Annotated in this window: 13 protein-coding genes; 1 reads left to right on the top strand and 12 read right to left on the bottom strand. The window is 42.4% G+C overall.

All coding sequences use genetic code 11. The features are described 5' to 3' along the window. The first annotated feature begins 143 nt into the window (after positions 1-143). Complete coding sequence (gene mfd / locus Xentx_RS02705; protein WP_074018738.1) at positions 144-3,596, top strand: transcription-repair coupling factor; 3,453 nt, start codon at positions 144-146, stop codon at positions 3,594-3,596. A gap of 127 nt (positions 3,597-3,723) precedes the next feature. On the opposite strand, the gene umoD is transcribed toward mfd, so the two are convergent. The 12 genes from umoD to fabF form a co-directional block, all read right to left on the bottom strand. Beyond that, on the bottom strand, positions 3,724-4,203 hold the full coding sequence (gene umoD, locus Xentx_RS02700; protein ID WP_074018737.1) for a UmoD family flagellar biogenesis regulator: 480 nt from the start codon (positions 4,201-4,203) through the stop codon (positions 3,724-3,726). A gap of 717 nt (positions 4,204-4,920) precedes the next feature. Beyond that, the gene (locus Xentx_RS02695) at positions 4,921-6,225 is read right to left on the bottom strand and encodes an NAD(P)/FAD-dependent oxidoreductase (RefSeq protein WP_074018736.1); all 1,305 of its coding nucleotides are present in this window, start codon (positions 6,223-6,225) and stop codon (positions 4,921-4,923) included. Positions 6,226-6,496: 271 nt separating this feature from the next. Continuing rightward, entirely contained in the window at positions 6,497-7,516 is a 1,020-nt protein-coding gene (gene nagZ / locus Xentx_RS02690; RefSeq protein ID WP_074018735.1) for a beta-N-acetylhexosaminidase, read from the bottom strand. A gap of 39 nt (positions 7,517-7,555) precedes the next feature. Continuing rightward, positions 7,556-8,431 (bottom strand): phosphotransferase, encoded by an 876-nt coding sequence (locus Xentx_RS02685; protein WP_244149806.1) that lies wholly within the window; start codon positions 8,429-8,431, stop codon positions 7,556-7,558. Then, the gene (gene lpoB, locus Xentx_RS02680; protein WP_074018733.1) at positions 8,415-8,984 is read right to left on the bottom strand and encodes a penicillin-binding protein activator LpoB; all 570 of its coding nucleotides are present in this window, start codon (positions 8,982-8,984) and stop codon (positions 8,415-8,417) included. The genes Xentx_RS02685 and lpoB overlap by 17 nt, the downstream gene beginning before the upstream one ends. A 53-nt stretch (positions 8,985-9,037) precedes the next feature. After that, entirely contained in the window at positions 9,038-9,388 is a 351-nt protein-coding gene (gene hinT, locus Xentx_RS02675) for a purine nucleoside phosphoramidase (protein ID WP_074018732.1), read from the bottom strand. Positions 9,389-9,441: 53 nt separating this feature from the next. Continuing rightward, a complete protein-coding gene (locus tag Xentx_RS02670) occupies positions 9,442-10,227 on the bottom strand; it encodes a metal-dependent hydrolase (protein ID WP_074018731.1) in 786 nt (261 codons plus the stop codon). A 22-nt stretch (positions 10,228-10,249) separates the two neighbouring features. Further along, positions 10,250-11,266, bottom strand: coding sequence for a DNA polymerase III subunit delta' (gene holB, locus Xentx_RS02665; protein ID WP_074018730.1), 1,017 nt, complete (start codon positions 11,264-11,266; stop codon positions 10,250-10,252). A gap of 6 nt (positions 11,267-11,272) precedes the next feature. After that, the gene (tmk, locus tag Xentx_RS02660) at positions 11,273-11,905 is read right to left on the bottom strand and encodes a dTMP kinase (protein WP_074018729.1); all 633 of its coding nucleotides are present in this window, start codon (positions 11,903-11,905) and stop codon (positions 11,273-11,275) included. Further along, positions 11,902-12,927, bottom strand: coding sequence for an endolytic transglycosylase MltG (mltG, locus tag Xentx_RS02655; protein WP_074018728.1), 1,026 nt, complete (start codon positions 12,925-12,927; stop codon positions 11,902-11,904). The genes tmk and mltG overlap by 4 nt, the downstream gene beginning before the upstream one ends. Positions 12,928-12,967: 40 nt before the next feature. Then, positions 12,968-13,795, bottom strand: coding sequence for an aminodeoxychorismate lyase (pabC, locus tag Xentx_RS02650; protein WP_074018727.1), 828 nt, complete (start codon positions 13,793-13,795; stop codon positions 12,968-12,970). A gap of 68 nt (positions 13,796-13,863) precedes the next feature. Next, the gene (fabF, locus tag Xentx_RS02645; protein ID WP_074018726.1) at positions 13,864-15,105 is read right to left on the bottom strand and encodes a beta-ketoacyl-ACP synthase II; all 1,242 of its coding nucleotides are present in this window, start codon (positions 15,103-15,105) and stop codon (positions 13,864-13,866) included. Positions 15,106-15,137 lie beyond the last annotated feature (32 nt).

Here is a 15,137-nt window from a genome sequence, read left to right as displayed (position 1 = left end):
AGCAATACTTTATGGAACCACCCGTATCCCGGTTCTGTGGTTTTTTTTACTTTCTCTCAACCTGCCAACGTATTTATTGTAAGGCTACTGGGTCAAAAATGTGTTGGGAATGGACTGAATCTTAGAGAACACATCAAACGCTTATGTCAGCAAAATATCGTTATCAACTTCCTGAAAGCCGCGGTGATACCCGCTACTTAGGCCATTTGACAGGCGCAGCCTGTGCCGTTGAGTGTGCCGAAATCATTGAACGTCACCCAGGGCCAATTCTGCTGGTGACCAAAGATATGCAAAATGCCCTACGATTGCGTGATGAAATTCAACAGTTCACCGACGCACCAATAAATATCATGTCAGATTGGGAAACTTTGCCTTACGATAGTTTTTCCCCTCACCAAGAAATCATCTCCAACCGCCTGTCCACGCTTTATCACTTACCATATATGACGAAAGGTGCATTAATCCTTCCCGTCAACACCTTGATGCAACGTGTCTGCCCACACGATTATCTCAAAGGACATGCTTTGGTCATGCATAAGGGGCAACGTCTTTCACGTAATAAACTGCGGGCAGAATTGGAACAAGCTGGTTATCGCAGTGTTGAACAGGTACTTGAACATGGCGAATTTGCGACACGCGGAGCCTTGTTTGATCTATTTCCTATGGGCAGTGAATACCCTTATCGCATTGATTTTTTTGATGATGAGATAGACAGCTTGCGCACTTTTGATGTGGATACCCAACGAACATTGGCAGAAGTGGAAAAGATCAGTTTATTGCCAGCACATGAATTCCCAACCGACCAAGATGCGATTGAGCTGTTTCGCAGCCAATGGCGCGAACAGTTCGAAGTCCGTCGTGATGCTGAACATATTTATCAGCAAGTCAGTAAAAAAATGCTACCTGCTGGCATTGAATATTGGCAGCCGTTGTTCTTTGAACACCCTTTGCCAGCTATCTTTGAATATCTGCCCGCGAATACCCTGTTGATTACCCAGAATTTGGTCAGTGCAGCGGAGCGTTTCTGGCAAGATACGAAACTACGCTTTGAAAGCCGCAAAGTTGATCCCATGCGCCCGTTACTCGCTCCTGAACAGCTCTGGTTGCCTGTCAATAAGCTGTTCTCGGAATTGAAAAATTGGCCTCGTATTGAAGTTGATAATGAACCCCTTCCCCAAAAAGCAAGGAATACCAACTTAGCCTATCATCCTCTGCCTGATTTATCAGTTGCTGCACAGCAAAAAGAGCCATTGGATAAATTACGCCGTTTCATAGAACAATTCAGCGGCAAGATAGTGTTTTCAGTGGAAAGCGAAGGACGCCGAGAATCCATACAAGAGTTATTATCTCGCATCAAAGTCAAACCGAAAAAAATAAACCAGCTAACTGACGCCAATAATTCTGGTCAGTATTTGATGGTTGGAAACGCAGAGCATGGTTTTGTTGATGCAGACAACAATCTCGCCCTGATTTGTGAAAGTGACATGCTTGGCGAACGTGTTATCCGTCGTCGTCAAGATAATCGGCGTACTATCAATACCGATACATTGATCCGTAATCTCGCTGAATTACGACATGGACAACCTGTTGTGCACCTTGAACATGGCGTTGGGCGCTATCAGGGGCTAATAACGCTAGAGGCGGGTGGCATTAAGGCAGAATACCTTATCCTGACTTATGCCGGAGAAGACAAATTATACGTGCCTGTTTCTTCCCTTCATCTCATCAGCCGCTATGCTGGTGGTGCTGAGGAGAGCGCTCCCTTGCATAAATTGGGAGGTGAGGCATGGAGCAAAGCACGCCAGAAAGCGGCTGAAAAGGTACGTGATGTTGCTGCCGAACTCTTGGATGTTTACGCACAACGTGCCGTTAAACCAGGTTTTGCTTTCAAAAACGATCGCGAACAGTACCAACTGTTCTGCCAAAGTTTTCCATTTGATACAACGCCGGATCAAGAACAAGCCATCAATGCAGTACTTGATGATATGTGCAAACCCATTGCTATGGATAGGCTGGTATGTGGCGATGTCGGGTTTGGGAAAACAGAAGTAGCGATGCGTGCCGCGTTCCTGTCCGTCATCAACACTAAGCAAGTTGCAGTCCTTGTGCCAACGACCTTATTAGCACAGCAACATTATGATAATTTCCGCGACCGCTTTGCAAATTGGCCTGTGCACATTGAAGTAATGTCACGCTTTCGTAGTGCAAAAGAACAACAACAGGTCATTGATATGGCAGCAGAAGGCAAAGTGGATATCATTATTGGTACTCATAAACTCCTGCAAAGTGATCTGCGCTGGAAAGATCTCGGTCTGTTGATCGTTGATGAGGAACATCGCTTCGGGGTTCGCCATAAAGAGCGTATCAAAGCTATTCGGGCAGATGTCGATGTTCTGACTCTGACCGCAACCCCGATCCCTCGTACGCTCAATATGGCAATGAGTGGCATACGCGATCTCTCCATTATTGCCACTCCTCCTGCCCGTCGTCTGGCAGTAAAAACTTTCGTGCGGGAATATGATAGCCTCGTGGTACGTGAATCTATCCTGCGTGAAATTTTACGTGGTGGGCAGGTTTACTATCTATATAACGATGTTGAAAATATTGAAAAGGCAAAAGCCCGACTAGAAGAGTTGGTTCCCGAAGCCAGAATTGTTGTGGGGCATGGGCAAATGCGTGAGCGTGATCTGGAACGCGTTATGACGGATTTTCATCGCCAACGTTTTAATGTTTTGGTGTGTACCACTATTATCGAAACGGGTATCGATATTCCCAGTGCCAATACCATCATCATCGAACGTGCCGATCATTTTGGTTTAGCCCAATTACATCAATTACGTGGGCGTGTCGGGCGTTCTCATCATCAGGCCTATGCTTATCTGTTAACACCCCATCCAAAAGCCATGACCAGCGATGCGCAAAAACGGCTGGAGGCTATTGCATCTCTCGAAGATCTGGGTGCTGGTTTTGCATTGGCTACCCACGATTTGGAAATTAGGGGGGCTGGCGAATTGTTAGGTGAAGACCAAAGTGGGCAGATGACTAGCATCGGTTTCACTCTCTATATGGAATTATTGGAAAGCGCCGTTGATGCCCTTAAAAATGGGCGGGAGCCTTCGCTTGAAGATCTTACCAACAACCAGACTGAGATAGAATTGCGTATGCCTGTGCTTTTACCTGATGACTATATCCCAGATGTCAACATACGCTTATCTTTCTATAAGCGCATTGCCAGTGCGCAAAATAATCTCGAATTGGATGAATTGAAAATCGAACTTATTGACCGATTTGGTACTCTACCCGATTCAGGACGCCAACTGCTGCAATCTGCTTCTATTCGCCTGAGCGCCCAACAACTCGGTATCAAACGCATTGAAGCACATGAAAAAGGCGGTTTCATTGAATTTGGTAGTAATAATAAAGTCGATCCGAATTATCTAATTAGTTTGTTGCAAACGCAACCCAATGTTTACCGATTGGATGGCTCCTATAAATTGAAATTTATTACTGAATTAACTGAGCGAGCTACTCGTTTATCGTTTATCCAGCAATTATTAGAGAATTTCGATCTGCACAAGAACAAGCCACTTAAGTGATAAAAAGGCAATGCCATGATTGCACTATTTTGCCCAGTTCGCCAATATGCAACTTTATGTGAACGACAAGCGAAACAGTGCAATCATTTTTACCTTCAGTCTTCTACTAAGTGGTTAGAGAAACTCATTATTGTGAGTACGATTTCAGGATCAATTGTCCTTTCTCATTTAAAGGGATAGTGTCATCAGGTTTGTACGCTATCCTGACTTTTCCTGGTTGCTCGCCAATGACATAACTTACGTCATAGGCAACGACACGTGGTTTTTTAAAACTAAATTCTATGCAATTTTTTAAAACCGAGTGGATTAAAGCAGGATATTTCCTACTAGCTTTCAAGTGGTTAAGGAGAGTTAGAATACGATATTCATATTTAATCAAATGATTATGCGTAATATTTTTTACTGTATCAGGAATGGGAAATACTGCGATATGACAATAGGATTGATGAAAAACAACCGTTGATCTGATAGGGTCAGAAGATAATACATGCGCAACGCTGGGACGTGGGGATTCAAAATAAAACGTTGCGGCTGCCCCAATGATGGCAATAGTGATAATAGTCATTATAGAACTAATTACATACTGTCTTATCGTTAGCTTAACCACATAGCACCTTGATATATTAATAGTTTTCCACACAATTTTATTAAAAGAATATTTTGCAACTATTTTAAGTAAGCTAAAAATGCGTTAAGTTCATTATTGAGAAAAATCCTATTCTATTAAATCAGTAAATTCGTTAAGCACTTATCCATGTGGTCATCTATTATTGTGAATAGTTTCAGTATTGACTTTACGAAAAAAACAGCTTCTATACCTATTTCATTAAGAGTTAGTACATGAAGATTTATGTGGTATTTTCTCTATTCATATCACATAAGAATTTTTCACAATAAAAGTTTCCATGTAAAAAGTACACACAATACAAAAAATAAAAGATATATCTCCTAACACCATGATCCTACAAACTAAGCAAATTTGTGATGCCAAAATAACCTAACTAAAGCCGGCTTTATTATAACGATTAATTAAATCTGCTGATAAATTATTTGATTATCTATTAGGCAGTTATGCATAACTCAGTCAATTAAATTTATTTTGTATAACATATCAATATAATTACAGACCATTATTTTAAATAAATTACCACATATAACAATAATGGATTAATTAAAATGAAACCTGAATTTAGTTCAAATAATTTTTTATTCATTATAGTAAGTCACCAGAATAACTTTTATGATATGTATAATAATAAATATAAAGAGTAGATAAATGACTCACCTCAATAAATTACCTCAAGATGAGCCATTTTTTGGCTAATTAATGCAACTTCAAGCGTGGACGAATAACACGGTTAATTCCTCCAACCAGCATCATCAAACCTGTTTTAATATATCCATGCAGAGCTACCTGATGCATACGATACAAAGAGATATAAACCATACGAGCAATACGGCCTTCAACCATCATTGAACCACGCATCAAGTTCCCCATCAGACTACCGACAGTACTGAACTTGGATAATGAAACCAATGAACCATGATCTTTATAAACATATTCTTTCAATGGTTTTTCATTCAACAATGCCAAGATATTGTCATAGCAACGGCTTGCCATCTGGTGAGCAGATTGCGCACGAGGAGGAACAAAATCACCCTCTTTTTTCGGACATGATGCACAATCTCCAATAGCAAAAATATGATCATCCCGTGTGGTTTGCAAAGTTGGCTTCACAACCAATTGGTTGATACGGTTTGTTTCTAACTCACCAATATCTTTCATAAAGTCAGGTGCTTTAATTCCCGCAGCCCATACCATCAAGGAAGCTTTGATCTGCTCACCCTCTTTGGTATTCAACCCATGCTCATCAGCACTGGTCACCATTGTCTTGGTTAATACCTTAACACCCAGCTTAGTCAACTCTTGATGGGCTGCACTGGAAATGCGTGTCGGCAATGCAGGCAGGATACGCTCCCCCGCTTCAACCAAAGTCACATTAAGGGCATCTGAATTCAGGCTTTCAAAACCATAACTGTTAAGTTGCTTAACTGCATTGTAGAGTTCCGCAGAAAGTTCTACGCCAGTCGCACCACCGCCAACAATCGCGATATTCACTTTTTCTTCTGCACAGTGATTTGCAGAATATTTCAGGAACAGGTTCAACATTTCATTGTGGAAACGATGTGCCTGTTGCGGGTTATCAAGAAAAATACAATTTTCCTTCACACCAGCCGTGCCAAAATCGTTAGATTGGCTGCCCAATGCCATGACAAGAATGTCGTAAGCCAGTTCACGCTCTGGTACCAACAAATCACCAGTTTCATCACTGATCCCAGCCAGAGTAATTGTTTTTTCTTCACGATTGATATTCGTGAGTGTACCTAGCTGGAAATTGAAATAATGGTTACTTGCATGAGCCAAATAACTCAACGCATCAACGCCATCATCAAGAGATCCTGTTGCCACTTCATGCAATAGTGGTTTCCATAAATGGCTATTATTGCGATCTACCAAAGTAATTTCGGCTTTTTTCTTACGCCCTAATTTGTGTCCCAAACGCGTTGCTAGCTCTAAACCACCAGCGCCCCCACCAATGATGACAATTCTTGTCTTTGGCGTTGTCATGAATACCCCACTGAAAATACAACATAATGTTATGTAAGGCGCTAAGTTCGTTTCTTTGAGTAAAAAACCTTAAATAACGTCCTTAAATAACTTCAAGCTAAACAAATTTCATATTGCAAATATCTCCAGAATATCATGGCAGGTCAGTTGGTCATACCAAAAATAATCACAACCAAACTCTTTTGATTAATTAGACATCAATCACAAAAATTGCATGCTGATTTTCAATAAATTAGATGTGAATCAGATTTATGAGTAAATAATCCAATGATTATTCGCATCTTAGCCACTTTTCACACAAATCATGTAACGCCTGGTTAGCCTTTTGCCAACGTTCAGACTTTTGTAATTCTTCCAAACTAAGTTGTTTGCCTTGATGGTATAACTGTTTAACTTTAGGTGATTCAATTATCGGGAGGTTGTCCAACACACTGACCGCTCCTTCTCGATTGTTGCACACTAAAATCATGTCACAACCGGCATCTAATGATGCTTTAGCCCGTTCAGCATAACTGCCCATCACTGCTGCGCCTTCCATCGACAAATCATCGGAAAAAATAACGCCTTTAAATCCTAATTGCTCACGAAGTATGGATTTCAACCAATAGGGTGAACCACTTGCAGGACGGTGATCTATCTGAGGATAAATAACGTGAGCAGGCATAATGGCATCCAGCAGATTACGCTGGATAAAATCGCGGAAAATCACCATATCATGGCAACTAATAGCATCCATGGGACGGTTATCCCTTGGCGTTTCTTTATGAGAATCTGCCGTCACTGCCCCATGTCCCGGAAAATGTTTCCCTGTCGATTTCATGCCCGCAGAATGCATTCCTTTAATAAATTTTTCCGCCATTACCATCGCAGGTTCAGGTTCTTCGTGGAATGACCGTTCACCAATTGCTGTACATTTATGTCCCAAGTCCAATACTGGAGCGAAGCTGATATCGATATCCATTGCGATCATTTCTGACGCCATTAACCAGCCAGATTCTTTTGCCAGATGTGCCCCCATAAGCATGTCATGTACACAAGCAAAAGATTGTGCCGCAGGTAAACGCGTAAACCCCTCATGAAAACGCTGAACACGTCCTCCTTCCTGATCAACAGCCACCACTAAACGGTGTCGGGAAACTGCGCGAATTTGACGAACCAGTTCACGTAATTGCTCTGTATCGTGGAAGTTACGGGTAAATAAAATTAAGCCACCCACTAATGGATGCTGTAGAATTTCGCGCTCTTCATTATCCAATTCATAGCCAACAACATCTAACATTACTGGCCCCATAGCATTCCTCACTTCTCTTTATATTGGTTATTAGATTCATTACGACAATTTAAAAGCCTGGCGTAAGGGATGCGCCAGCGATAAAAATTGTTGTTCTCTCGTCTGCTGCCAGCGCACTTCATACCACATTAACATCATATAACTGACCCACGACTCCCATCGCTTAATTTGTTGCTGCAATAATTGGATATCTGAATATCCTGATGCCTGGGTACAATAATAATCTAAAAAATTTTTTTTCTGCACCTCATCCCATTGATTTACCTTGAATAGTACAGCCAGTGAAAAGCCGATATCGACATCCGCAGCATACTCCCAATCAATCAATTTTAACCCTTCTTCAGTCATTAATAGATTATCCGGATGAACATCCATATGGGCAGGAGCTATCTTTAGTACAGTGGGTAATCTGGTTGCCATAAAGGATTTGTGTAAGCGTAACCAACGAGGAGATAAGCGTCTTCTGTCAATCTGCTGCCATTGGAATGCAATTTGTTTTTTTAATTGAAGGGGATAACCCAATGGAGAGTGGCTATGAAGAATAGTAAGTGTTTGCGCCAATAGTTGCTGTAAAGTTGGCTGACCCAATGTACCAGGTTTTACTTTTGTCCCATTGAACCATTCAAGCAATAGCCAGGTTTCGTGCATAGCCATTACTTTAGGTGCAATACCGGTGGAAGACAACCGCCGCAAGATCTGATTTTCTCGTTGACGATCCACGCCGAGTATTTCACTCTGCGGTGTTTGTGCGCGTCCAACCATCTGACACACTTCATGTGTAGTTATATTAGCAATATAGTAACTTCCCTGTGTCAAACCTGTTAATGGCCTAATTTCCCAAGAGTCTGCGGGAATATCAGGCCATAACTGACACAATACCCTGAGCAAAGCGTTGTCGTTAGTTAACGTCACCACGACCTGACCAAAGTATTTCGCCAGTTTTAACCAGCATTAACTGCATTTCCAGCTCACGCTGACCATGGTTATTGGAGACAACAGAATAGAGAACATAATCGGCATGTAAATGACGCGCCAATCCAATGGATTTACTGCGCGATCCCAGGCTATCTTCCGATGATAACCCCAGCGCCTGTCTGGCTAAATGGATTTGAGATTTCGGTACAACCTGAAAAACCTGTTTATTGCTGATTACATTCGTGATCACATCTGTGGCTTTCAGGGTTCGCAATGAGCCATTAGTGTTATTCTTAACAGAATCAACAAGCAGTAATTTTTCCGCTTCCACACCATTAGCATTAATCATCTGATCAACTAACGGCTGAACAATACTGTCCCAATTAATAGATTGAATTTTAGGCGGTTGGGGAACTTTTTCTGATGGCCCTACCGACGGTTCCGGTTTTTTCTTTGGCTCCACCGGTGTAACAGGAGCAGGCTGCTGTGTTTCTGGAGCAACACAACTCGCCAGCAACATTGCCGATAAAATAACAAAGAGAATTCTTTTCATTAATCTACTCCGGTTACATCACTACTTTGTACCGATATACATAAATTAGGTTATTATTTTGCTAATAGCGGTCCCAATGGACGTCCACCCACTAAGTGCATGTGGATATGGAAAACTTCCTGTCCCGAATGGCGATTACAGTTCATGATCAAGCGATAGCCATCTTCTGCAATGCCTTCTTCTTTTGCTATTTTTGCTGCTACAGTAAACAGACGTCCCAAAGCAAGTTCATGATCAGCGGTAACATCATTAACGGTTGGGATCAATACATTAGGTATGATCAAAATGTGGGTTGGTGCCTGAGGGGAAATGTCGCGGAATGCAGTGACCAAATCATCCTGATAAATAATATCAGCAGGAATTTCTCGACGGATGATTTTACTAAAAATAGTTTCTTCTGCCATTTTACTTCTCCTGTTTGTTATGAGACCTAAAAACACCGTGTGACATGACTAACTTAGTTTTCTTTAATATTGATGTGAAACAGTCCACAAAAATTTCTTGTTGTCACCGCAGCCAACTCTTCAATACTGACACCTTTCAACACTGCCATATACTCAGCAACATCACGTACATAAGCTGGCTGATTCTGTTTACCTCGATGGGGAACCGGTGCCAGATAAGGTGAATCGGTTTCTACCAGAATACGATCTAGTGGCACATATCTTGCGGCTTCACGGATCTGCTCGGCATTACGGAAGGTGACAATACCAGAAAAAGAGATATAAAAACCCAAATCCAGCAGAGCCCTTGCCGTTTCTTTATCTTCAGTGAAACAGTGCAGTACGCCACCGCAATCTTGTACTTTTTCTTCCCGCAAAACCATCAATGTATCGTCTCTTGCGTCACGGGTATGCACAATCACTGGCTTATTTAATTCACGGCCAATGCGAATATGTTCACGAAATGAAGTTCGCTGGAGATCAGCATTTTCTTGCTGATAATAATAATCCAGGCCAGTTTCCCCCATTGCGACAACTTCTTCATCCGCAGCCAGTCGGGCAAGTTCTTCGAAATCGTAACCTTCATCCAAATTCAATGGATGAATGCCACAGGAATACGCTACGTTTTCCCGCTTACCAATCAATTCCTTCATTTGCCGGAAACCAGGCAACGTGGTTGCCACCGCCAGCATATATTTCACATCTCGTTCGGCCGCTTTCGCCACAACTTCATCTACACTTTGGTGCAGCGTTTCATAATCAAGGCAATCGAGGTGGCAATGCGAATCAACTAAAAACATAATATGCTCGTATTTAACTAGGTTACTGTGCAGGGCAAAATTGCCTTTCCCAATTGAGTAATTGTTCCGTTAGCAACAATTCCCGATTGACTCCCGCCACAGATAATAATTGATGACGACAATGTACCCAATCATCAACTGTATTTAATAATGTTTCCACACTTTGGCTAGAAGCAAGATAATGAATCAGAACCTGTTGATCCTGGTTAATACAGTAATTCTGCGCCTGCTGCTGCCATTTTACTGCATCAGATAATAAGCTAATCAACCAATGCAAAGATTGCTGCACATCATCACGATTCAGTAATGGTAAAAGTGACAGGGTATCACATTTATGCAATGCCTGTTCAATCGCCTGGCAAAATGAATTCCTCTGCTGCCATTTTTCAGTTTGGAGTAGTTGCTCCGCGGCCAATGGTGCTCCCTGAGAAAGTTTCAATGCTGTTTGTGCATCCAAAGAAGATATCGTTGGAAGCTGTTTTTGTAGCCAATAAAGCCCCGTCGAGGTTTCAGGGACTGGAATAAAATAGTAAAAACAGCGGCTGCGTAGTGTTGCCAACAAATTTATAGGGCTTTGACATTGCAACAAAAAGTAGGTGTTTTGCGGCGGTTCTTCCAACGTTTTCAATAAGGCGCTAGAAGCAGCATCCGTCAGGGATTCTGCGGATGTGATCCAGGCAATTTTGGCTCCCCCTTGCTGAGAATATTCATAGAGCTTCTCGCTGAGCTGACGTACTGCATCTACCCCAATGACATTTTTTCCCTTCTCAGGAGCAAGAACATGCCAGTCAGAATGCGTTTCCGCCAACATCAAATGACAACCGTGGCATTTGCCACAGCTTTTAATGCCCTGTTTATTCTGACACATTAACCAGCGACTCAAACCATACAATAATGCATCAGCTCCCATTCCTGCATGAGCATGAAGCAAAATAGCATGATGCCCACGCCCCTGTTGGTGGAGTTCAACTAACTGGCGGTATGCATGATTGAGCCACGGATACCAGTTTTTGTCTGAATTTCCTGTGCTTTTAGTCAATGTTATTTAACCGATATTCTTTAACCAGGCAAGTAAAGTATGGCGAATATCACCCTGCACTTTTTCCAGTGGTTGGGTTGCATCAATCTTTTTGATACTGTCATCTTTCGCCATAAGTTCGAGATATTTTGTACGGGTGCGGTGGAAAAAGTCTAAGGATTCCTTTTCAATCCGATCCAATTCACCGCGCTCAAGAGCACGTTGTAAGCCCACTTCTGGTGGTACATCAAGATAAAGGGTTAAATCTGGAGAGAAATCGCCCAATGCAGCGTTGCGTAGTGACACCATCAAATGCTGATCGATACCTCGGCCGCCCCCCTGATAAGCCTGGGAAGAGAGATCATGACGATCACCAATGACCCAAGTTCCTTTTGCCAAAGCCGGCTTGATAATATTTTCCACCAATTGAACTCTGGCAGCATATAACATTAATAGTTCTGCTTTATCTGTCAGTGATTCTCCTTCAACCCCTTGCTTAATCAGCTCACGTAATTTTTCTGCTAACGGTGTCCCGCCAGGTTCACGGGTAAGAGTCAAATCAGAAACACCCTGCTGTTGCAAGGTTTCAACCACTGTTTGGATTGCTGTTGTTTTTCCAGCACCCTCAAGCCCTTCAATTACAATAAATTTGCTACTCATTTATCCTGCTTTAACCTTTGGCGATAAAGACTTACTGCCTTATTATGTGCTACCAGATTGGTGGTGAATGTGTGCCCCCTATCGCCATTCGCCACAAAATATAAATATTCTGTGACAGCAGGATGTGCTGCGGCCTTAATTGAAGCCAAACCTGGCATGGCGATAGGGGTTGGTGGCAACCCATCAATCATATACGTATTGTATGGTGTAAATGTGTTGAGATTGCTGCGAAAAATCGTACCCGTATATTTATCTCCCAATCCATAAATCACTGTTGGATCAGTTTGCAGTTTCATCTTTAACCGTAGACGATTCACGAATACAGAGGCAACTTTGGTTCGTTCAGATTCAATTGCCGTCTCTTTTTCAATAATAGAAGCCATGATCAACATTTCATAGGCACTTTTATATGGCAGATTCTTTTCCCTGCTTTCCCATTCCTGCCCGACAACTGTTTTCATTTTGTTATGGGCTCGTTTAAGCAACTCCACGTCACTCGTGCCTGCTGTATACAAATAGGTATCAGGATAAAACCAACCTTCCAGTAATTTGCCCTCTTGCATGCCTAAAGCGTCAAGCAGAGCTTTCGGTGTCTTATTTTCTATTTCATGTTTTAAGTATGGCGCATTCTGCAATATTTTTGTCCAATCAGAAAGGCGACTACCTTCAACAAAACGAATGGCAAACTGCGTTTCTTTGCCACTGGCAAACAGTTGCAGGACAGACTTCAAAGACATACCTTTTTGCAAACGGTAAGTTCCAGCCTTAAATTTTGCCAGCTCTGGTTTAAAGCGAAATAGCCATGGCAATAATTGACTATCTTCAATCAATTTATCCTGGGTCAGTAAGGCTTGCAGTCCAGAGCGTCCAGTTCCCGCCGGCACAGTAAATATAAGCTCCTGGCTAAGATTAATATTTTGATCAGCAAAGTTCTCTATTTTCTTCATAAAAGAAAAAAATACGATCACAGCGAACGCAATAAACAAGCCAGGCAGAATGAAAATGCGCTTTTTTAGTTTCATCCGGTCATCACTTTTATTTGTGCTTCTGAATACTGACACGCTAAGGTTTTAAACATTCAGGTAATAAATATTCATGCAACTCTCTTGATTGATATTTCCACGCAGGTTGATTTTTATGCGCTTGAATTTGACTTACTGGCAATACTGGCATTAAGGAATTACAGATAATCACTTCGTCTGCATAAGCCAAAGCTTCGGGATAGCGCATAACATATGATAAGCTATAATCACTTGTCGCCAACAATTCGATGATCTTTTGTCGCATGACTCCTTCCACCCCACACTGGCTAAGGTCAGGCGTATAAACATTTTTTCCTTTTCGCCAGAAGATATTGGCGGTACCGCATTCAACTAATAAGCCATCACTATCAAGTACCAGGGCTTCATCAGCTCCAGATTGTTCAATGAACCGTTTGATTAAAACCTGCTCCAAACGATTTAAGTGCTTAATACCAGCCAGATAGGGATTAATTCCCATTGGAATGGGACTAAGAGTTAATGACACACCTTTTTGACGCTGAGTTACATATCGTTCAGGATATGGACTCAAAGACAAGATATGGGTAGGCGTAATCGTGTCAGCAAAACTATAGCCACGGCCTCCCGTACCTCTGGACAGAATGACTTTCAAAACACCGGATTCACACCCTTTCACTACCTGTTTAATATGGTTCTCAAGTTGGAACCAACTCAGTGCTGGCATAAAGAGTTTTTCAACACCTTTCTGCAACCGTTTTATATGCAAAGGTAGCAAAGCCGGTATCCCTTGCTCAACCCTTATTGTGGTAAAGCAGCCGTCGCCAAACTGTACCGCACGATCATTAACAGGTATATGATCGCACTGATGACCATTAATCCAATACGTCATGTTAACTTCTTATTTTTGATAAAAAAGCCCCAACATGTGTCGGGGCTTTTTATAAACACAAAGTGATTTTAGATCTTGCGGAAAATCAATGACCCGTTGGTGCCACCGAAACCAAAAGAGTTACACAATGCATATTCCATTCCTTCAACGTTGCGCGCTGTACCTGGAACTAAATCCAAACGACAATTCTCAGCCTGATTCTCCAGGTTAATGGTTGGAGGAATAATCTGATCACGCAGAGAAAGAATAGTAAATATAGATTCAATTGCGCCTGCTGCACCCAACAAATGGCCTGTCATCGATTTGGTTGAACTCACCAATACTTTAGTGCCTTCACCAAAAACAGCCTCCACTGCACGTGCTTCAGCAATATCACCAACTGACGTTGAAGTACCATGAGCATTGATGTAACCCACTTGCTCTGGTGAGATTCCCGCATCTTTCAGGGCATTTTGCATTGCTAAAGCAGCACCTGCGCCATCTTCAGGAGGTGATGTCATGTGGTAAGCATCACTGCTCATGCCAAAGCCAACAACTTCAGCATAGATTTTCGCGCCGCGTTTTTTCGCGTGCTCATACTCTTCAAGCACGACAATACCTGCACCATCGCCCAGAACAAAACCATCACGATCTTTATCCCAAGGACGGCTTGCACCTTGAGGATCATCATTACGGGTTGACAATGCGCGTGCAGCACCGAATCCAGCAACCCCAAACTCAGTACTCGCTTTTTCTGCACCACCGGCCAGCATAATGTCAGCATCATTATAGGCAATAATGCGAGCTGCATGACCGATATTATGTACGCCAGAAGTACAGGCTGTTGCAATGGAGATGCTCGGACCACGAAGACCATACAAGATGCTCAAATGGCCCGCCACCATATTGATGATGGTTGATGGTACAAAGAATGGGCTGACCTTACGAGGCCCTGCCGATAACAGTGTACTGTGATTTTCTTCGATCAGGCCCAATCCACCAATACCAGAACCAATAGCAGCACCAAAGCGGCTAGCATTGGCTTCTGTTACTTCGATTCCTGCATCTTCAACAGCTTGTTTGCCCGCAGCAATACCATACTGAATGAAGAGATCCATCTTTCGTGCTTCTTTGCGCGAAATATTGAAATCTTCATGATTAAAATTCTTCACTAAACCTGCAAACTTCGTTGCATGGTTAGAGGTATCAAAATGTTCGATAAGGCCGATACCACTCTGTCCGGCACAAACAGCGTTCCAAGAAGACTCTACTGTATTGCCGACAGGAGATAACATGCCTAGTCCGGTCACGACTACTCGACGCTTAGACACGGTTATCCTCCAGGGAGGGAAAAAATTTGGGA

Source organism: Xenorhabdus thuongxuanensis (assembly GCF_001908095.1).
Classification (GTDB): Bacteria; Pseudomonadota; Gammaproteobacteria; order Enterobacterales; family Enterobacteriaceae; genus Xenorhabdus; species Xenorhabdus thuongxuanensis.
The sequence above is the reverse complement of the archived record's forward strand: the minus strand, read 5'-3'. Positions and strand labels throughout refer to the sequence as shown.

Coding starts and splice junctions, on each gene's coding strand:
- mfd (WP_074018738.1), top strand. CDS start 144: ATGTCAGCAAAATATCGTTATCAACTTCCTGAAAGCCGCGGTGATACC.
- Xentx_RS02695 (WP_074018736.1), bottom strand. CDS start 6,225: ATGACAACGCCAAAGACAAGAATTGTCATCATTGGTGGGGGCGCTGGT.
- nagZ (WP_074018735.1), bottom strand. CDS start 7,516: ATGGGGCCAGTAATGTTAGATGTTGTTGGCTATGAATTGGATAATGAA.
- lpoB (WP_074018733.1), bottom strand. CDS start 8,984: ATGAAAAGAATTCTCTTTGTTATTTTATCGGCAATGTTGCTGGCGAGT.
- hinT (WP_074018732.1), bottom strand. CDS start 9,388: ATGGCAGAAGAAACTATTTTTAGTAAAATCATCCGTCGAGAAATTCCT.
- Xentx_RS02670 (WP_074018731.1), bottom strand. CDS start 10,227: ATGTTTTTAGTTGATTCGCATTGCCACCTCGATTGCCTTGATTATGAA.
- tmk (WP_074018729.1), bottom strand. CDS start 11,905: ATGAGTAGCAAATTTATTGTAATTGAAGGGCTTGAGGGTGCTGGAAAA.
- mltG (WP_074018728.1), bottom strand. CDS start 12,927: ATGAAACTAAAAAAGCGCATTTTCATTCTGCCTGGCTTGTTTATTGCG.
- pabC (WP_074018727.1), bottom strand. CDS start 13,795: ATGACGTATTGGATTAATGGTCATCAGTGCGATCATATACCTGTTAAT.